Raw genomic sequence first — 16738 nt, 5'->3', positions numbered from 1 at the left:
GGGAGCTTGACGTAAAGTTTCCTTTACATTATCATATGGAAATATAAGGAGGTATCCTTCTTTGAAAAATAAACTAGTAGAATACAGGAAGACCTTTGGTTACTCACAGGAAAGATTGGCGGCTAAATTAGGGGTATCAAGACAAACCATCATTTCGATTGAAAAAGGGAAGTATGATCCTTCTTTGAATTTGGCTTTTCAGTTGGCAAATGTATTTAATATGTCAATTGAAGAGATTTTTGAGTATGAAGAGAAAGGGGAAAAGAAATAGTGCAAAAAGGATATCTGATTTTAGGTTGGATTCTGGCTATACAAACTGCTTTTATGTTCTTCGTCGGAATAATGGCGAAAGAGTTTCCTTATTTCGCACTTACTCCTATGTCCTTAACTGTTTTGAGTTTTTGCATGCATTATCTATATCCACAGTTCAAGCAAAAGGATGAGCGGATGAAGGTGATCAGGGAGAAGGGAATCTTTTATTCATATTTCGCCATCCTTCTATATCACATTATATTCATGACAGCTCTGCAATTCGATGTGCTCCACCTGACTGCAATGAATCTATTGAATATCATGACAAGCCTCATCATCATAACCGTATTTATTTCCATGGTGGTCATGGCGAAAATCTACTAAATAAGAGGGACGGACCTTTGATTCAAAGGTCCGTCCCTCCCCGTTCAGTCTGTTCTGTTATTGACTTCGGAGGCTGCACGGATGGCGGATTCGATTGCCCCTTCCACCCAGCCGTGGAAAGGGGATGTGTGTTCACCGGCAAAGTGGATGCGGTGCTCTGGTAAGTACAATTGATCAGAAAAGTCCGACGCCTGGTTCGGAGCGAATAGGGTAAAGCATCCGGCAGAAAACTGGTTTTCTGCCCAGCTGTAGGAGGCACCTGTAGAAAATTCTTTGTATACTTGCTCCCCATATATTTTATAAAGGTTTTGCAGTGCTTCACGAATCCGTTCATCCTCGGGCAAGCTGGACCACAGATTTGCATTTTGTCCCCAGCTGTAACTGCCGAGCATGACACCTGGACCCGGGGCTCCTATATTATGACTTGGTCGGTACGTATATCTTATGGGAAGGTCTGATATAATATTTCCAATTTTGATTGTTTCCCAGAACTTTGATTTAAACTCTAATCCGATTTTGATAGAGGACACATAGTTAAGCTCATTTATCGCCTTCCATTTTTTAAACGAGATAGATTCATAGGGATGGACGTCAATAAATTGAAAAACAGAGTAAGGAACCGTAACGATAGTGTAATCCCCTTGAAAACGATGATAACGATTTGTGGTTCGGTCTCTCACTATGACTTCAACACCGTCATCCTTCTGAATGATCCCATGGACCTTTTGGGAATAGAGGATATTCTGCTGGAGTTCTGGCAAAAAGGAGTAAGGAAGCTTATCATTCCCCCCATCAATTTCATAAAACTTTAATTTCTCATTGAAAACCGTACGGACAATGTCGAGGAGAATATCTACGAATGCTAGTTCCGGGAAACCTTCGATGCCTAAGATTACCTTTACGATCCGGATGGCTTCCGGAGAAAGGGACGTTCCGATCGGGTTAACACGCAAGAAGACGTCAAATGAATAATGATCGAACTTGGTTCGCAGTCGTTCTTGTTCTTCGGGGCTTGCTTTTTCGTACAAGTCTAAAAACGGCTTAACGGCAGACGATAATAATTCGATGGCCGTTTTCCCCTGTTCTTCAGGAGGTAAAGGATAATTCAAGATGTCAGGGTTTAGGTTGTAATTGTATTCGGTCGTCTGAATCCCATTCACGAGGTAGAGATCGCTCTTATTAATAAATTCATTTGTCGGTAAGTTGAATTTGCGAATATATTCGAATACTAAGTCATGTGTTTCCGGAAATCGCATAGCACCGACATCGAGATATTGGCCTTCTGAAAAGGGCTGCCGCAGCGTATATATCCTTCCACCGATTCGATCGTTTCCTTCGAGGATCGTAACGGTATGCCCAGCTTTTTTTAAAAGAGAGCCCGCCACCAGTCCGGACATTCCTGCCCCGATTATGATCACATTCTTTGGCTCTTGATTTGGAACTAAACCATTTTTCACGATGGATATCATGTCATCTGGATAGGAAAGATCACCGTAATTGTGCTTATCAGCCCTACTCCTCATTTCATTCTCCCCCTTAATCCGAAACTGCATTACCTAATATATATGATTAAAGAGAAGGTGAATAGAAGGATAGGGGTCGTTCCAATTCTCTAACTTATAAAAAATACAGGGACGGACCTTTAGGAAGGTCCGTCCCTGTTATAATCAATCTTCGTCCTCGACTAGGTATTTAAGCTTGGACAATTTGTTGGTCCAGAACTGTTCGTAATACGCTAACCAGTCCTTTAATTCAGCCAGCGGCTCAGGTTGCAGGCGGTAGATCTTTTCCCTGCCTACTTTTTTTCCATAGACCAATTCAGCTTCAGAAAGAATGGTTAGATGCTTTGCAATGGCTGTCCGGCTCATTGAGAAATGGGATGTCAGAGCCGATATGGGCATCTCTTTTTCAGAAAGAAGACGGAGCACTTTCCGGCGTGTGGGATCTGCAATCGCCTGGAATACATCATGTTTAACGGCAGACACTTATTCTTCCACAACCTTCCGCAGTCTTTGGTCCACAATGCCGACCCAGCCGTTCTCCATTCGTTCCCGGATGACAGAGCTTTTTTCATTGGGTTTTGAAACAACTGCATCATCATGCTTCCAGCCCCCATGAATCAGCGTGAATTCCGTTTGATCCCCAACCTCCTTAAGAAGGAATGTGACGAACCAGCCATCTGTATCCCAAGAGAAGGACAGCTTATGAGGAGGATTTACTTCCAATACTTTACAAGGAGAAGGCCCAAATGGGGACTGGATATGAAATTCGTACCCGACTTCAAGTTTAAAATCATTGGGCATAAACCATGAAGAAATACCTTCTGATGTGGAAACTGCGTCCCATACTTTTTGAATGGATGCATTGAAAAGGACAGTTTGTTTAATGTCTTGTAGTTGATTGCTTTGATTTGACTTCATATGTGTCGCCTGCTTTCTATGAGTATAAATAACACCAATTGGTTTCGTTTTTATGATATAACACCATATGGTTTCATGTCAACAAAAGAAGGAGATAAGTGAAAGAGTATAGAAGTAAACTCTTGGTGAACGTTAGTATTTGCTTACATTGAATAATTTATAAAGAGCCAGCCGGTCACAACATCGCACAGAATGACCGGAGTTTACACAATCTGGATGGTACATTAGTTGAGTGGGGAGAAGATACACAATGGAAATGCTGCATAGGATGAATGATTGCATTCAGTATATTGAAGATAATCTAGATGGGGATATCGAGATGGAGGAGCTTGCCCGGCTGTCACTCAATTCAAAGTATCACTTTCAAAGGTTGTTTTCTCTAGTCACCGGCTGCACAGTAGCTGAATATATCCGGAGGAGAAGGCTGACTCTTGCGGCTCAGGAACTCAATAATGTGAATATGAAGGTCATTGATGTCGCTTTCAAGTATGGATATGAAACGCCGGAGTCTTTTTCGAAAGCGTTTCGAAAGGCTCACGGTGTTTCTCCATCCCAGGTGAGGGAAACAGGCACACCCTTAAAGGCATTTCCGCGTATCTCTTTCCAAATCCAATTAAAAGGGGAAGTTGAAATGAATTATAGAATTGTTGAGAAAGATGCATTCCAAGTGATTGGAAAAGGAAAAAGAGTCTCATCCTGTAATGGTCAAAACTTGAAAGACATTCCTGCATTTTGGGATGAAGTGAACACCTCGGAATTAGATAGGGAGATTTGTAGAGCTGCAGGTAATGATGAAATGCTCGGGATATGTATGGAGTTTGATCACCCAAATGAAGAGTTCACATATTTTATCGGAGCCGGGAGGAAGTCTGATACAAATCATTCACTCGAGGTTAAAGAAATACCCTCATCGACATGGGCGGTATTTGAATCGGTAGGTCCTATGCCGGATGCGATCCAGGGCGTGTGGAAACGGATCTTCTCGGAATGGTTCCCTTCCACAGGATATGAGCATGGGGATGCCCCGGAGTTTGAATTGTATCCGCCGGGAAATCCGAATGATGAGAATTATCGTTGTGAAGTTTGGGTGCCGGTTATGAAAAAATAAGGAAGATTTGCCTCCAGTGTGGACTGGGGGTATTTTTGTGTGAATGGTGTGTGAAGAATATTAAAGAAGATGGAATGATCGACTTTGAACAAAATAGTTTCAACTGCACACTTTCTGATGTATTTCGTTGACTCTTCAAAACCATCATGTTACTATAAGGTCACATAATACATGTGGCCATTCGTTCACATGTTGGTCAAAACGAAAGGATCGTTAACATGAAGGATGAACTTTCCACTTTATTTAAGGCTCTGGGTCACCCCATTCGCAGGGAGATTCTGGACCTCTTAAAGAAGTCGGCAAGAACGACAGGCGAACTGAATGAACATTTCCCCGAGGTGACAAGATACGCGATTATGAAGCATTTGACTATCTTGGAGGAAGGGAATTTGGTGGTGGTGAAGCGTGAAGGGAAATTCCGGCGTAACTATCTGAACGCGGTCCCACTGCAGGAAATGCACAACAGGTGGGTAGGGAAGTACATGGAATCTACCGGCAAATCGCTGTTGAAATTACGAGAATTAGCAGAAAATCAAGGAGGAGAATTGATGGAACAAAGTAAAGTATTTCGAATCGAGCAAGAAGTGATGATAGATGCACCAAGAGATAAGGTATTTAAAGCGCTAACCGGGCAAGTGGGGGACTGGTGGGAGTTTAAATTGGCACCTGAGGGAGTAAGTTCACACTTCACATTCAATCCTGTACCCGGTGGGCAATTCATAGAGAAATGGCGCGAGGATGAAGGAGCACTGTGGGGGACCGTGTATTACATTAATGCTCCGGAAGAAATCCGACTGCATGGCCATCTTGGAATGCAAGGTGCAGTAAACAGTGCATATACGTATCGATTGATCGAAAAGGGAAATTCAACGTTACTTCAATTATCCCATTCAGCTTCTGGAGTCATTGAAGAGGACTGGGAGGAAAAGCATTCCGAAGGTTGGAACTATCTACTTGGGACCCTGTTGAAAAAATATGTTGAAGAGAAATAAGGAAATGGTAGATATCAAAACAGACATAACGATACGCTGTCCGATTCAAAAGGTAGCAGAGTATGCTGCGAATCCGGATCATGCACCAGAATGGTATGTGAATATTGATTCGGCAGAAATGAGAACGGAAAAACCTTTATCCTTGCATTCTCAAATTGCATTTAAAGCTAAATTCTTGGGGAAGGATCTCTCCTATATATATGAAATTACAGAGTTAATCCCAGAACAGAAGCTCGTGATGAAAGCGGCTAACGGACCTTTCCCTATGGAAACCACCTATGAGTGGGAGACGATTGATGAACAAACGTCAAAAATGACCCTAAGGAATCAGGGGAACCCTACCGGATTTTCAAAATGGATGACGCCTCTCATATCTGTCATGATGAAAAAAGCAAACCAAAAGGATTTAATAAAAATCAAAGAGATTTTGGAAAACTAACAAAAAAATGTCTGCTTTTATAAAAGGCAGACACTTTTTTTACATGAGAAAGGACCACCAGACAATCACTTTATTATCACATAAGGCCTCATCATTTCATAATCCACCTGCTTGGCACAGGCCGTGCTTTTTTACATAATTGATTCAACAAGCATTCGATTTTAGAGAAAAGAATATGGGGAGACCGCTGATAAAGTAGTCATTTCTTAAGAATGCTGTATTTTAGGGGTTCAAAAATGTCTCTCTACCAGTTTATCATCCCTTAGAAGCGAATCTGGCGCCTCGGTTTTAATACATCATTTTTTATCTCTAAAATTCTGAACTTTTTCAGTGGCCTCCAAATGGGAACCGTTCTTTTTCCTTGTCCTCCTTTTTTTGTTACACTATCGTAGTTGTTAAATTGTTAATCACTGGAGGAAATTATGTCAAATCGAAATAAAGGAATATGTCTATTGCTTTTATCAGCGTTTGGCTTCTCTCTCATGGCGGCTTTTGTTAAGATGTCGGGAGATGTGCCTACGATTCAGAAAACATTTTTCCGGAACATCGTCTCTGCATTCATTGCATTCGGTTTTGTCCGGTATCATAAGGAAAGGCTATTCGGGAAGAAAGAAAATCAAAAGCTTTTATTGCTGCGCTCGGCTTTAGGAGCTGTGGGGATTGTATTGTTCTTCTATGCCATCGATCATCTCGTGTTATCCGATGCTGATATGCTGAACAAGCTGAGCCCTTTTTTGACCATTATCTTCTCAGCTCTATTCTTGAAAGAGCGGACGCGTGTCTTTCAGGTGGTGGCGATTATCATTGCCTTCATCGGTACATTGTTCATCATCAAACCGGCCTTCTCCTTTGATGTCATACCGTATATTGCAGGCTTGTTTTCCGCCATTTTTGCAGCAGGTGCTTACACGGTGCTGCGTGTACTGGGGACCAGGGAGAAGTTTTACACGGTCGTCTTTTACTTTTCCTTCTTTACGACAGTGGTGCTCATTCCATTTGTCGTCGGATTTTATGAACCGATGAGCGCGAAGCAGTGGATTTACCTGTTATCCGCAGGTGTTTTTGCGACAGTCGGTCAATTCGGGATCACGATAGCATACAAGTATGCACCGGCAAGAGAGATATCGATCTTCTTCTATTCGACTGTGGTGTATTCCGCTCTCATCAGCATCTACTTATTTGGTCAGATCCCGGATGTATTCAGCATTATGGGATACGTTGTGATTTTCGGAGCATCATTGTATATGTTCTTGAAAAATAATGAAGCTGGTAAAAAGCAGAGAGTATAAAAGTGGCTTGTACAAAACCAATAAACCCGAACCAATCTGCCTATTAGGAAGCAGGTTGGTTCGGGTTTTACTTAGACTAAAACACTTTTGTCCCTGCCTTTTTTTTATACATGTGATAGAAAGTTTACAAATCAGTTTCCCTCTTTACAAAAATAAATAGGTGGTAATTCTCAAAAGCGGGTGGAAGGGGATGAGGCAGCGGATAATTCTGTCCCTTTCAAACATCGAGGGAATGGAATGGGGGAAAAGAAACCAAGCAAAGGCATGGTATTCATGCTGAATGACTTCGAAGAGATTCATCCTCAAGTGATCCTGTTCTTGAAAGTACCTGTTGAAGCGACCATGTTCATGGGAAGAAAAGAAGAAGTGTCTAAAGTGGCATTGAGAGCGGATGATCCTGAGAAGCTAAAGCGGTTGTTGGAGCAAAAGGAAAGTGCCTGACTGTTTGCCAGGCACTTTCCTTTACTTACCTCATCCGATACACCCAGTCACAATCCCTGATCATCGATTCATCATGAGTAACCATGATGGTGGCGATATGCCTCTCCTTCGTTTCTTTTACTAATAATTCCACCACGGATTTCCCCCGTTCACGGTCGAGACTGGCCGTGGGTTCATCGGCAAGGATCAGCTTCGGTTCATTCATGAGGGCACGTGCGATGGCTACGCGCTGCTGTTCGCCACCCGAGAGTTGTTCAGGATAATGGGAGCTCCTTTCTGCAAGCCCCAGATGTGATAATAACTCAAGTGCCCGCTCCTGAAGGCGTTCCTTCTGCTTTATCAGCTTGCCAACGAGTAATAATTGTTCTTCCACCGTTAAAAAAGGAATAAGATTGGATTGCTGAAAGATGAAACCGATTTCCTTCAGGCGAAGGGACGTTTGTTCTTTTCCGTTCATGGTGTGTACATTCCGTCCGTTTAAGATCACTTCACCATTTGAGGGACTGGTTAATGCTCCGATGACGGAGAGAAGAGTACTTTTTCCTGACCCGGATGGCCCCAGTATGGCACCAAATTCCCCCTTATTGACCTGCATGGAAATATGGTCGAGAACCGTGAGTACTTCCTGTCCCTGTTTGTATGATTTCGTAACCCCGTTTAATTCTAAAATGGTTGTCATGTTATTTCACCCCTCCGATTGCTTCTAATGGATCGACTTTCATAATGCTTCTGAAGGACAGAAGTGAACCGATCCATGCCATGAGTAAGATCAATGCGCTATTGAACAATATCATTTGTGTCGATAATTCAAACGGGACGTCTTTCGGAATCATCAGTGTCAGCCCATAGGTAAGGGTATTCCCTGCAGCGATCCCCAGAATGGAAAGAATGGAGATCTGGGCGAAAAGGGCGCGAAGCAGGACGACAGCTTTTGTCCCGATCGCTTTCAATACCCCGTAGTGTTGAAGCTTTTGCAACGTCATTACATAGAAGAAGGTAGCCAGTACAATCGCTGAGATGATGAGAAGAAAAATCACCATCATATTCAAAGATCCCTGTTCTGCCGAATAGCCAGGTACGTTTGCAAGGATGTCTTCCTTGGTTGCTGTGTCCAGATGGGGAGGAGCTTCTACTTCATCTTTATCAGACAAGAGGATTGCCTGATACGTAAGCTTATCCTGATGGAGATCATCCCACGTTTCTGACGATGTGAACATGGCCGGGGTATGGCCGTAGCTGAAGCGCTCATCGGTAAACCCTTTGATTTTCCACGTCCTGTCTTTGTATGTGAAGGAATCCCCAACGTTGAATCCTTCTTTCTTCAGACCGGGATCAGCAAGCACCTCGTAAGGTGCCAATTTATCTTTAAGTTGAGTTTCAGGCATAAATGTACTGTCTGTGTTTAAGGAAAAGAGGCTGATATTCACTGCTTCACTTTCATGGATTATTTCCACCATCTTCAAACCAAGTGGAGATCCTCCCTTTACAGAAGTGAGGTCTTCAACCGTCATATTCGATCGTTCAAGCTGTTGTGTGTCGCTTTTTTCCACAATATATGTTTCAGCAGCCATATTTTTAATAGCGGAGGCATTATCAACAGATAGACCGTTGGCAAGTCCGGATATCGACAAGACGAGGCCGGTTATCAGCGTGATGATCCCTATGATCAATAAGAATTTCATTTTTGAATAGCGTATTTCTTTCCAAGCGAGAAACAAAAAAATCACCTTCCCTTTCATTACTTCTCTTTCATGATAAGAGGAAAGTATGAATGGAAGATGAACAAAGGATTAAGGAAGTGTCACAGTGAAGGTGGTTCCCCTATTTGGAAGGCTCTTTACATGTATGTTCCCATGATGGAGGGAAATGATTTTCTTGACGATGGACAGACCAAGACCGCTGCTGTCTCTTTCATGACTACGGGACTCATCGACTTTGTAGAATCGGTCAAAGATCTTTTCCATATGTTCTGGAGGGATGCCGATTCCAGTGTCCTCGATGATAAACGTGATACCCTTTTGTTCTTTGTAAAGAGACATGTTGATGTCTCCCCCAGCCGGAGTGTATTTAATGCTGTTGGTTACAAGGTTCTCAAAAGCCTGATACAGCAATTCTTCATGCCCGATGTATTTCACCTCATCCGCTTCCAGGGATACGGCAAGGTCTTTTCCTTCCCACAACCATCTTGTTTGGACAATGAGAGCCTGAAGCATCTTGGTCAAGTCAACAGGCTCTGACTTGGTCACTCCTCGATCCTTATCAAGGGAGGCAAGAGTTAAGAGCTGTTTACTAAGCTTGGACAACCGTGTGCTTTCAGATTCGATCACCTTTGTGTAGTAATCCTGATCTTCTTTTGAAAGGGAAGGGGATCGTAACAGATTCGCGTAGCCTTTCATGGAAGAAAGAGGTGTCTGAATTTCATGGGACACATTGGAAACGAACTCCTGGCGCATACTTTCCACCTGCATCAGCTGGCGGCTCATGGTGGTAAACGATTTGGCGAGGGTCCCGATTTCGTCCTTGCGATTTTCATTCAGTTGTATGGAATAGTCTCCGCCGGCTATATTCTTCGTAGCAACAGTAAGCTCCCTGATCGGCTTGACCAAATACCGCGTACTAAAGAATACGATCAGCATACTGAATACAATCGTCAATAGAAGAAGGACAGATAGGAGAATATGTATTTCATTGAATTGCTGCTTGACGTTCGGTCTCATAAACATGGCGTGTGGTACCCCACCTATTTCAATCGGGACACCGATGCTGTTGGATAATTCATTTGAGAAAAATCCGGTCACAAAAGTGGTGGAAGGATATTCAGCCATACCGTGGTAAGTGGTCCCGTTCAGAACACTCCTGATCACTTCCGGGGACAAAGTGCGATCCCGAAATTCCTCCCCATAAAATGTTCCAGCTCCTTTTCCGTCGGTAACATAAAATTGATAGCTGAGTTTTGCCGTTTTCTCAAAAAAGGAAGATTCTCCAATGGAAGCTTCATTGTATAATTCAACAACGTCCCTTGCAATTTCAGTGTTCTTCTCATCATTGGATGGTTTTAGAATCATCTGATAGTACAGGTTCGAACCGATAAAAGCGACGACGCTGCTCGTGACCATGATCAACAGGGTGACGACAACGATCCGAATATATAGAGTTCTCATTTGCTAACCTCCAATTTGTAGCCGACTCCTCGAATAGTGGTAATCGTGAAAGCATGGGAAGAACGACGAAACCGTTCACGAAGCCTTTTAATATGAACATCGATGGTCCGGTCGTCCCCTTTGAAGTCGATACCCCATACATGCCGTATGAGTTCATCCCTTGTAAATGTTCTGTTGGGGAAGCTTGCCAGATAATATAGCAGCTCAAACTCCTTAAGGGGGAGAATGATGGTTTTCGTTCCGACTTTCACCTCATAAGACCGTTTATCAAGCGTCATGTCTCTCAGGTGAATGGATTGAGAAGAGGCTCGATCGAATCGTCTCAGGATGGCCTGTACACGGAATAAGAGCTCTTCTTTCTCAAAGGGCTTCACTATATAATCATCGGTTCCGGCCTGATAGCCTTTCGCTTTATCCGTGATGGTGCTCTTGGCAGTCAACATAATAATCGGTATATCATAGTCTTCTCTCATTTCCCTGGCTAATTGAAAACCATCTTTATTCGGCATCATAAGGTCCACAATCGCGAGGTCGATCGTTTGATTTACGAGAACGATTGATGCAGCTTCGCCATCAGGTGCTTCTGTTACCAGATAGCCATTCTGCTCTAAATGGACACGGACGAGCTTTCGAAGATGGGGATCATCGTCGACGACAAGTATTGAGATCATAACGGCTCCTCTTTCTCTTAACGTTTTTTAATGATTCCACTTTAGCACAAGTAGCGGAGCTGAAACCAATTTATTACCCATCTTTCCTCAATTGGATATACTATTAATAAAATCATCCTTTTACCCATATCTTTTTCACATACTTATCCGTTATAAGCATGAGAGGATGTAAAGGAGTGGAAATAATGGAACCGAAATCATTGGTGAACCGGAATTGGAAAAAGCAGAGTGATGAGGGAATAGACGTTATGGTTCCGAAACTCTATCGATACTGCTATTTCCTGACAAAGAACAAATGGGACGGGGAAGATCTTGCTCAGGAAGCCGTTTGTAAGGCACTGAATCATTATCCGGATAGACAGAGGTGGAGCGCTTCCCTGCTGAATAAAATGGCTTACCATCTTTGGATCGATAAAGTGCGGAAAGAAAGCAGGGAAACAGTTGGTTCTGTTCCGGAGCTGGGTGGGGAAGATCATATAAAAGAGAGTCTCAGTCCTGATATGATCGTGATGCTTTCAAAAAAGATGACACCGAAACAATTGATCACCTTCATATTAAAAGAAGCCTTCCAGTACAAGATTTCGGAAGTAGCGGCTATGTTGAATCTGACGGAAACCGCTGTGAAGGCCTTATTGAATCGTTCCAGGGCAAAGGTGAAAAAAATATCAGAAGATGAAGAATGGAATGGTTTTCAAACGAATTGGGATGATGATCTTCAAAAAGAGCTGCACGCTATCCTGTATCGAAGCCTGAAAGCCCAGGATCCAAGTCTCCTGATAGCCTACATCCCGGTACTGCTTGCGTACGGTCCGGTACCAATGTGTGTACCAACTTCTTCTTCTCCATCAAACGTCCTCTCAATGGCTGCATAACGAATGAGGGAGGAAGTAGACATGAATGCAATACCTTATGTCATTGAACAATCCGGTAAAGGAGAGCGTTCTTACGATATTTACTCGCGATTATTAAAGGACCGGATCATCATGGTGAGTGACGAAGTGAATGATCATATGGCCAATAGTATCGTGGCTCAATTATTATTCCTGGCAGCAGATGATCCCGATAAAGATATTTCCTTATATATTAACAGTCCTGGTGGTTCCACTTCGGCGGGGTTTGCGATCTTTGATACGATGGAATACATTAATCCCGATGTGCGGACGATCTGTACGGGAATGGCGGCATCGTTCGGTGCAATGCTGCTTCTTGCAGGCACGAAAGGAAAACGATTTGCCCTGCCTAATAGCGAAATCATGATCCATCAGCCGTTGGGAGGGGCACGGGGGCAGGCGACAGACCTTGAGATTTCAGCGAAGCGCATCCTGAAATTAAGGGAGCATATTAATGAGATTATTGCGGATAAGACAGGTCAATCTGTTGAAAAAGTCGCCTTCGATACGGACCGGGACTATTTCATGAGTGCCTATGAGGCGAAGGAATATGGGATCATTGATGAGATTATCGAGAAGAAAAAATAGTGGAAACTGGAACGGTCTACGGACCGTTCTTTTTTATGCCATTCGGATGCTGAACGAGGGGGAGGTGTATCTGATAGACAAAGCGCCATGATCTAAGAAGAATATGGTAAAATGAACCATGGATTCACTAGAAATCGATGTTTAGATCACTACAGAAGGAGGGAGTGGCTGATGACACTGATGTTAGTATTGGGTTTGATCGGACTGTTCTTGTTTATGAGAAGATCCAGAGAGAAAGTGTATTCCATTCAATGGATCACTTCATTAAATAAGTATAGGTGGTTTCAGAATTCCTGGTTGATCGGAGTTTTTTTATTTGGGATGAATATGGTGTTATTTGGTACAACTGTCTTTATATTGTACGCCCTTACCTTCATGACGATTCCATACATCCACCTTGTGATCATGGCAGCTGCAACTGTCGCGAGTATTCTCGTGTGGCAATCGATTGTCCATGCGAGGGAGTGGAAGAAAGGCGAGAGATTGAAAGCAGGGATGGCGGGGAGCAGTTTTTATTTGATCCTTTTTTTGTTTATCGTGTACAGATGGGTTACGTATGTACCACAGAATCCAGGTGAAGATGGGTTTATGGCCGTTGTCGGTTTTTTTCTAGGGTTATTGGTAACGGGAATGGCCTTTGTCATAGGCTTTGTGATGATGGTTTTTCTTCCAGTTGATAGGCGTATGTAGCAGGGTTTTGGATTCCTTTCCTTTTACCCACCTTTTTATTATCCTTAAAGAATACATTTCGACAAAAACGAGGTATACAGATGAAAACGATACATAGCGATGTGATCCAATTTCGTGGATCTCATTACGAATTTGGTTTTAAGCAAGGTGAAAGAATAAGGGATTCGATCACGGTAAGAAATCGGGAGAATCAGTGGAAGGTAAGAAAACCACGGTTTTCCATCAGTATTGAGGAAACAAAGGAAGCCATTATACGATTCGCCCCCGGCATCTGGGATGAACTCCTTGGCTTACATGAAGCACTCAAGTGGCCGATGGAACGGGTCCTCCAGGAGTTTGGCGGGTATCGGGTGGAGTACGTGAAGTCCGGCTGTTCGATTGTCACCGGACAGGATTATTTAATTAGAAACTATGATTATCACCCGAAAACGTATGAAGGACGCTATACGTTTTATCAGCCAACGGATGGCGGGTATAGTATCATCGGGCCGAGTCAGCGCGTGACCGGGCGGATGGATGGAATGAACGAAGAAGGTCTGGCATTGGGTTATAATTTTATGCACCGGAAAAATCCCGGTGATGGGTTCATTTGCTGCATGATTGGACGTTTGATACTTGAATCATGTAAAAATGTAACTGAGGCGGTTGAGATGTTAAAGGAAATCCCTCATCGGCACTCATTCAGCTATGTCGTATATGACAGGAGTGGGGAAACGTTTATTGTGGAAACCTCACCGCGTGGCGTAGAGGAAAGGCAATCAAATGCATGTACCAATCATTTTGAAGTGATGACCCAGGAAAATCGAAATCACTTGGTTGATTCAAAAAGACGATTGGGGATTATCCAGGAAAAAGGGGAACAGGACGCAACCCAAGCCTTTCGCTTAATGAATGATACGGATAAAGGCGTTTTTTCCGATCTTTACGGGAGTTGGGCAGGTACGATTCATACATCCGCTTACTTTCCGAAAGAGATGAAAGCCTGGTTTGCCCTTGGAGGGGACAGGGAACCTGTAGTCTTTGATTTTGCCGAGTGGCTCGAAGGCAAGGACGATGAGAGAGAAAAAATCACTGGTGAAGTGGATACAGACATTCCGTTTGTTCATATGGATGAGAGGGCGGATTGGTTTAAACAATAGACCAGCATTTAAAAATGACCCGCGGTGATTTTGAACCGGGGTCATTTTTGCTTTAAACAAACTTCACGATATCTTCATAAGGACGACGTGTTTTCGGAGCTGGTTCCTTGACACGATATCCGAATGCGACCATGACGGAAATCATGAAGCTGCCGTCTTCGAGAAGGCCTTCCTCATCCAATAATGTATTCATTTTTTCAATATCAAAGCCTTCAATCGGACAGGAATCGACACCGATTTGGGCAGCCGCGGTCATCATATTCCCAAGGGCTAGATAGGTCTGCTTACCGGCCCAGTCGTATAGGGGGCGATCACCTTCAAGTAAATCGAAGTCAACCTTCTGGAACTGTTCGATTCGTTCTAAGTATTTTGCCAAATGATCCTCTGGCATGTTCTTTTTATTTTTGAAATGATCTTGTAAGTAGTCTGAATCGTATTTCGTATCTTTCTTTGTCCTTGCCAGAATCACGACGAAATGACTGGCTTCCGGCAGTTTTCCGTACGCTCCCCATGCAGTGTTCTTGATCTTTTCTCTCAGTTCAGAATTTTGGACAACCACAAATCTCCATGGTTCAAACCCGAATGAGCTCGGTGACAGTCTACCCGTTTCCATAATGAATCTGAAATCGTCATCGGATACTTTCTTATCTGGGTCGAATTCCTTGGTTGCATGTCTGAAATGGTAAGCATCTAAAATGTCTTGCTTGATTTGATCTTTATTAGACATCGAACATTCACTCCTTATCCATTAATTCCAACATGTTTAACTTACCACAGGTTCAGAAGGTTAATCATGTAATGTGTCTTGAGTAATTCTTTTTCCCTGAACAATTGATTGGAAGTGAAACAAATGGCCAACCTCACCCGTAAAGAAGTAAGAGTATCTAAAAAGGAGATGTTGGGGTATGGGAATTATCTGGGGCACACTTGCAGGGATTGGGGCTCTCCTTCTATTTAATTGGCTGATGGGTTATAGAAAAGGGCATATTCAAATCGATTTTGAAGAACGTTATTTCAAAGAAAAAGAATACATCGCGGCCATCGAAACAGAACTTGAAGGAAAGGGAAAACAGGTGAAATACATGGGGAACAGGAAATTTATTGTAGATGGCTTACCTTATTTGTTCATTGAACGGAATGTTTCAATGGGTGGCGTCCCTTTGCAAAGAACAATCTTAAAGCCTGTGAAGAAATAAGATTGATCGTAAATACAGACAGAGTCAATAGACAAAGGGGAACGAATAATGGATAAGGATATTCAAATCAAAACAGTGTTTGAGTTCGATCTAAACGAAGAAATCCGCCATCACCTCCAACCATTATTATGTGAATGCTTCGGAGAGGATTATCCTGAGGATAGGATTTATTTTAAACAGATGCCCCATTTTAGATTCCTGGCATACAACCATAGTCGTTTGGTGGGGCATACTGCATGTGACTTACGAGTGATGAATCTACAAGGGAAAGCGATCAACGTATTAAGTCTCATCGATGTATGTGTATCCTCAGAAATGCGGTCTCAGGGAATCGGTTCCCGCTTACTTTTGGAATCAGACAAGTTTTGCCGGAATCGTGATATCGATTTTATCGTGTTATTTGCTGATCAGGGTGACTTATATGAAAGAAATGGATTCAAAACCGTTCAAAACCGATGCAAATGGTTAAAAATCAATGATAGGAATCTAACTACAAGAGGAATCGGTTATGAACTTATTCCAGAACTAATGATTAAATCAGTCGGTGAGAAGGAATGGAATGAGGGGGAACTGGATTTACTGGGCTATCTCGGTTAGAAGATGCAATATACTCAATAGGGAAATTGTGAAAAGGTATCTGTCAGCCAGATACCTTTTTTGTCATTGGTAATAGATAAGCAATATGAGTGCGTCCCTTCAAAAAATCCTTAAAATAAATAAACTTTGTTTGACATTTTGGGGGTAAAGGGAATAAGATGAACATATAATTTGCATTAGGGAAACTTTTTAATATAAAGACAATATAATTTACCGGAGGAATGAAACATGTCCGAAGTCAAAACGTTGCTTCTCTCAGAGTGTAAGCCAGGAGACCGCGTTCTTATAACATCATTATCATTAGAGGGTACGATGAGGAGAAGATTATTGGATTTAGGATTTGTGAAGGGGTCCGAGGTTGCGGTCATTCAAAAAAGTCCGCTGGGTGATCCTATGGCCTTTCGGGTGAGTGACACCACGATTGCACTACGGAAAGAAGAAAGTTCAAGGATTCATGTTAAGAAATTAGGAGGTGCGTAAA

Annotated in this window: 22 protein-coding genes; 14 read left to right on the top strand and 8 right to left on the bottom strand. The window is 42.7% G+C overall.

The window, feature by feature from the left end; translation table 11 throughout:
* Window positions 1-61 precede the first annotated feature (61 nt).
* Together BAA9072_RS00235 and BAA9072_RS00230 are read left to right on the top strand one after the other, a co-directional pair.
* The gene (locus BAA9072_RS00235) at window positions 62-271 is read left to right on the top strand and encodes a helix-turn-helix transcriptional regulator (protein WP_201712692.1); all 210 of its coding nucleotides are present in this window, start codon (window positions 62-64) and stop codon (window positions 269-271) included.
* Entirely contained in the window at window positions 271-636 is a 366-nt protein-coding gene (locus BAA9072_RS00230; protein WP_230980704.1) for a permease, read from the top strand. Before BAA9072_RS00235 ends, BAA9072_RS00230 begins: the two co-directional genes overlap by 1 nt.
* Before the next feature lie 44 nt (window positions 637-680).
* On the opposite strand, the gene BAA9072_RS00225 is transcribed toward BAA9072_RS00230, so the two are convergent.
* The 3 genes from BAA9072_RS00225 to BAA9072_RS00215 all read right to left on the bottom strand — a co-directional run bounded on the left by BAA9072_RS00225 (window position 681) and on the right by BAA9072_RS00215 (window position 3056).
* Window positions 681-2159 carry a flavin monoamine oxidase family protein gene (locus tag BAA9072_RS00225; protein WP_201712691.1) on the bottom strand — a complete coding sequence of 493 codons (1479 nt, stop codon included), beginning with the start codon at window positions 2157-2159 and terminating at the stop codon, window positions 681-683.
* Between the two features lie 144 nt (window positions 2160-2303).
* A complete protein-coding gene (locus BAA9072_RS00220) occupies window positions 2304-2621 on the bottom strand; it encodes an ArsR/SmtB family transcription factor (RefSeq protein ID WP_201712690.1) in 318 nt (105 codons plus the stop codon).
* Window positions 2622-3056 (bottom strand): SRPBCC family protein, encoded by a 435-nt coding sequence (locus BAA9072_RS00215; protein WP_201712689.1) that lies wholly within the window; start codon window positions 3054-3056, stop codon window positions 2622-2624.
* A 250-nt stretch (window positions 3057-3306) separates the two neighbouring features.
* Here BAA9072_RS00215 and BAA9072_RS00210 point away from each other — a divergent pair, with 250 nt between their 5' ends.
* The 5 genes from BAA9072_RS00210 (at window position 3307) to BAA9072_RS00190 (ending at window position 7325) form a co-directional block, all read left to right on the top strand.
* Window positions 3307-4164, top strand: a complete 858-nt coding sequence (locus BAA9072_RS00210) for an AraC family transcriptional regulator (RefSeq protein ID WP_201712688.1) — start codon at window positions 3307-3309, stop codon at window positions 4162-4164.
* 218 nt (window positions 4165-4382) lie between these two features.
* The gene (locus BAA9072_RS00205; protein WP_201712687.1) at window positions 4383-5156 is read left to right on the top strand and encodes an SRPBCC domain-containing protein; all 774 of its coding nucleotides are present in this window, start codon (window positions 4383-4385) and stop codon (window positions 5154-5156) included.
* A 4-nt stretch (window positions 5157-5160) separates the two neighbouring features.
* On the top strand, window positions 5161-5595 hold the full coding sequence (locus BAA9072_RS00200) for an SRPBCC family protein (protein WP_201712686.1): 435 nt from the start codon (window positions 5161-5163) through the stop codon (window positions 5593-5595).
* Window positions 5596-6017: 422 nt separating this feature from the next.
* Window positions 6018-6884 (top strand): DMT family transporter, encoded by an 867-nt coding sequence (locus BAA9072_RS00195; protein ID WP_201712685.1) that lies wholly within the window; start codon window positions 6018-6020, stop codon window positions 6882-6884.
* A 237-nt stretch (window positions 6885-7121) separates the two neighbouring features.
* A complete protein-coding gene (locus BAA9072_RS00190) occupies window positions 7122-7325 on the top strand; it encodes a hypothetical protein (protein ID WP_201712684.1) in 204 nt (67 codons plus the stop codon).
* Between the two features lie 25 nt (window positions 7326-7350).
* Here BAA9072_RS00190 and BAA9072_RS00185 read toward each other — a convergent pair whose 3' ends face one another.
* From BAA9072_RS00185 to BAA9072_RS00170, 4 genes are all read right to left on the bottom strand, one after another.
* Window positions 7351-8004 (bottom strand): ABC transporter ATP-binding protein, encoded by a 654-nt coding sequence (locus BAA9072_RS00185; RefSeq protein WP_201712683.1) that lies wholly within the window; start codon window positions 8002-8004, stop codon window positions 7351-7353.
* Window position 8005: 1 nt separating this feature from the next.
* Window positions 8006-9043 carry an ABC transporter permease gene (locus tag BAA9072_RS00180; RefSeq protein ID WP_201712682.1) on the bottom strand — a complete coding sequence of 346 codons (1038 nt, stop codon included), beginning with the start codon at window positions 9041-9043 and terminating at the stop codon, window positions 8006-8008.
* A gap of 72 nt (window positions 9044-9115) precedes the next feature.
* Complete coding sequence (locus tag BAA9072_RS00175; protein WP_201712681.1) at window positions 9116-10486, bottom strand: sensor histidine kinase; 1371 nt, start codon at window positions 10484-10486, stop codon at window positions 9116-9118.
* Window positions 10483-11157 carry a response regulator transcription factor gene (locus BAA9072_RS00170; protein ID WP_201712680.1) on the bottom strand — a complete coding sequence of 225 codons (675 nt, stop codon included), beginning with the start codon at window positions 11155-11157 and terminating at the stop codon, window positions 10483-10485. The genes BAA9072_RS00175 and BAA9072_RS00170 overlap by 4 nt, the downstream gene beginning before the upstream one ends.
* A 185-nt stretch (window positions 11158-11342) precedes the next feature.
* Between BAA9072_RS00170 and BAA9072_RS00165 the strand changes: the two genes are divergently transcribed.
* From BAA9072_RS00165 to BAA9072_RS00150, 4 genes are all read left to right on the top strand, one after another.
* A complete protein-coding gene (locus BAA9072_RS00165) occupies window positions 11343-12029 on the top strand; it encodes a sigma factor-like helix-turn-helix DNA-binding protein (protein ID WP_201712679.1) in 687 nt (228 codons plus the stop codon).
* Between the two features lie 21 nt (window positions 12030-12050).
* Window positions 12051-12635 carry an ATP-dependent Clp endopeptidase proteolytic subunit ClpP gene (gene clpP / locus BAA9072_RS00160; RefSeq protein ID WP_201712678.1) on the top strand — a complete coding sequence of 195 codons (585 nt, stop codon included), beginning with the start codon at window positions 12051-12053 and terminating at the stop codon, window positions 12633-12635.
* Window positions 12636-12806: 171 nt separating this feature from the next.
* Complete coding sequence (locus BAA9072_RS00155) at window positions 12807-13325, top strand: hypothetical protein (protein WP_201712677.1); 519 nt, start codon at window positions 12807-12809, stop codon at window positions 13323-13325.
* An 80-nt stretch (window positions 13326-13405) separates the two neighbouring features.
* The gene (locus BAA9072_RS00150; protein WP_201712676.1) at window positions 13406-14464 is read left to right on the top strand and encodes a C45 family autoproteolytic acyltransferase/hydolase; all 1059 of its coding nucleotides are present in this window, start codon (window positions 13406-13408) and stop codon (window positions 14462-14464) included.
* A gap of 52 nt (window positions 14465-14516) precedes the next feature.
* On the opposite strand, the gene BAA9072_RS00145 is transcribed toward BAA9072_RS00150, so the two are convergent.
* On the bottom strand, window positions 14517-15191 hold the full coding sequence (locus tag BAA9072_RS00145) for an NAD(P)H-dependent oxidoreductase (RefSeq protein WP_201712675.1): 675 nt from the start codon (window positions 15189-15191) through the stop codon (window positions 14517-14519).
* 178 nt (window positions 15192-15369) lie between these two features.
* Between BAA9072_RS00145 and BAA9072_RS00140 the strand changes: the two genes are divergently transcribed.
* The 3 genes from BAA9072_RS00140 (at window position 15370) to BAA9072_RS00130 (ending at window position 16737) form a co-directional block, all read left to right on the top strand.
* Window positions 15370-15660 (top strand): hypothetical protein, encoded by a 291-nt coding sequence (locus BAA9072_RS00140; protein ID WP_201712674.1) that lies wholly within the window; start codon window positions 15370-15372, stop codon window positions 15658-15660.
* Between the two features lie 48 nt (window positions 15661-15708).
* The gene (locus BAA9072_RS00135; RefSeq protein WP_230980703.1) at window positions 15709-16257 is read left to right on the top strand and encodes a GNAT family N-acetyltransferase; all 549 of its coding nucleotides are present in this window, start codon (window positions 15709-15711) and stop codon (window positions 16255-16257) included.
* A gap of 228 nt (window positions 16258-16485) precedes the next feature.
* Window positions 16486-16737, top strand: coding sequence for a FeoA family protein (locus BAA9072_RS00130; protein ID WP_201712673.1), 252 nt, complete (start codon window positions 16486-16488; stop codon window positions 16735-16737).
* The last annotated feature ends 1 nt before the right edge of the window (window position 16738 follow it).

Source organism: Rossellomorea arthrocnemi, assembly GCF_904424705.1.
GTDB classification, from domain to species: domain Bacteria; phylum Bacillota; class Bacilli; order Bacillales; family Bacillaceae_B; genus Rossellomorea; species Rossellomorea arthrocnemi.
The sequence above is the reverse complement of the archived record's forward strand: the minus strand, read 5'-3'. Positions and strand labels throughout refer to the sequence as shown.

Coding starts and splice junctions, on each gene's coding strand:
- BAA9072_RS00225 (WP_201712691.1), bottom strand. CDS start 2,159: ATGAGGAGTAGGGCTGATAAGCACAATTACGGTGATCTTTCCTATCCA.
- BAA9072_RS00215 (WP_201712689.1), bottom strand. CDS start 3,056: ATGAAGTCAAATCAAAGCAATCAACTACAAGACATTAAACAAACTGTC.
- BAA9072_RS00210 (WP_201712688.1), top strand. CDS start 3,307: ATGGAAATGCTGCATAGGATGAATGATTGCATTCAGTATATTGAAGAT.
- BAA9072_RS00205 (WP_201712687.1), top strand. CDS start 4,383: ATGAAGGATGAACTTTCCACTTTATTTAAGGCTCTGGGTCACCCCATT.
- BAA9072_RS00200 (WP_201712686.1), top strand. CDS start 5,161: ATGGTAGATATCAAAACAGACATAACGATACGCTGTCCGATTCAAAAG.
- BAA9072_RS00195 (WP_201712685.1), top strand. CDS start 6,018: ATGTCAAATCGAAATAAAGGAATATGTCTATTGCTTTTATCAGCGTTT.
- BAA9072_RS00190 (WP_201712684.1), top strand. CDS start 7,122: ATGGGGGAAAAGAAACCAAGCAAAGGCATGGTATTCATGCTGAATGAC.
- BAA9072_RS00185 (WP_201712683.1), bottom strand. CDS start 8,004: ATGACAACCATTTTAGAATTAAACGGGGTTACGAAATCATACAAACAG.
- BAA9072_RS00175 (WP_201712681.1), bottom strand. CDS start 10,486: ATGAGAACTCTATATATTCGGATCGTTGTCGTCACCCTGTTGATCATG.
- BAA9072_RS00170 (WP_201712680.1), bottom strand. CDS start 11,157: ATGATCTCAATACTTGTCGTCGACGATGATCCCCATCTTCGAAAGCTC.
- BAA9072_RS00165 (WP_201712679.1), top strand. CDS start 11,343: ATGGAACCGAAATCATTGGTGAACCGGAATTGGAAAAAGCAGAGTGAT.
- clpP (WP_201712678.1), top strand. CDS start 12,051: ATGAATGCAATACCTTATGTCATTGAACAATCCGGTAAAGGAGAGCGT.
- BAA9072_RS00155 (WP_201712677.1), top strand. CDS start 12,807: ATGACACTGATGTTAGTATTGGGTTTGATCGGACTGTTCTTGTTTATG.
- BAA9072_RS00150 (WP_201712676.1), top strand. CDS start 13,406: ATGAAAACGATACATAGCGATGTGATCCAATTTCGTGGATCTCATTAC.
- BAA9072_RS00145 (WP_201712675.1), bottom strand. CDS start 15,191: ATGTCTAATAAAGATCAAATCAAGCAAGACATTTTAGATGCTTACCAT.
- BAA9072_RS00140 (WP_201712674.1), top strand. CDS start 15,370: ATGGGAATTATCTGGGGCACACTTGCAGGGATTGGGGCTCTCCTTCTA.
- BAA9072_RS00135 (WP_230980703.1), top strand. CDS start 15,709: ATGGATAAGGATATTCAAATCAAAACAGTGTTTGAGTTCGATCTAAAC.
- BAA9072_RS00130 (WP_201712673.1), top strand. CDS start 16,486: ATGTCCGAAGTCAAAACGTTGCTTCTCTCAGAGTGTAAGCCAGGAGAC.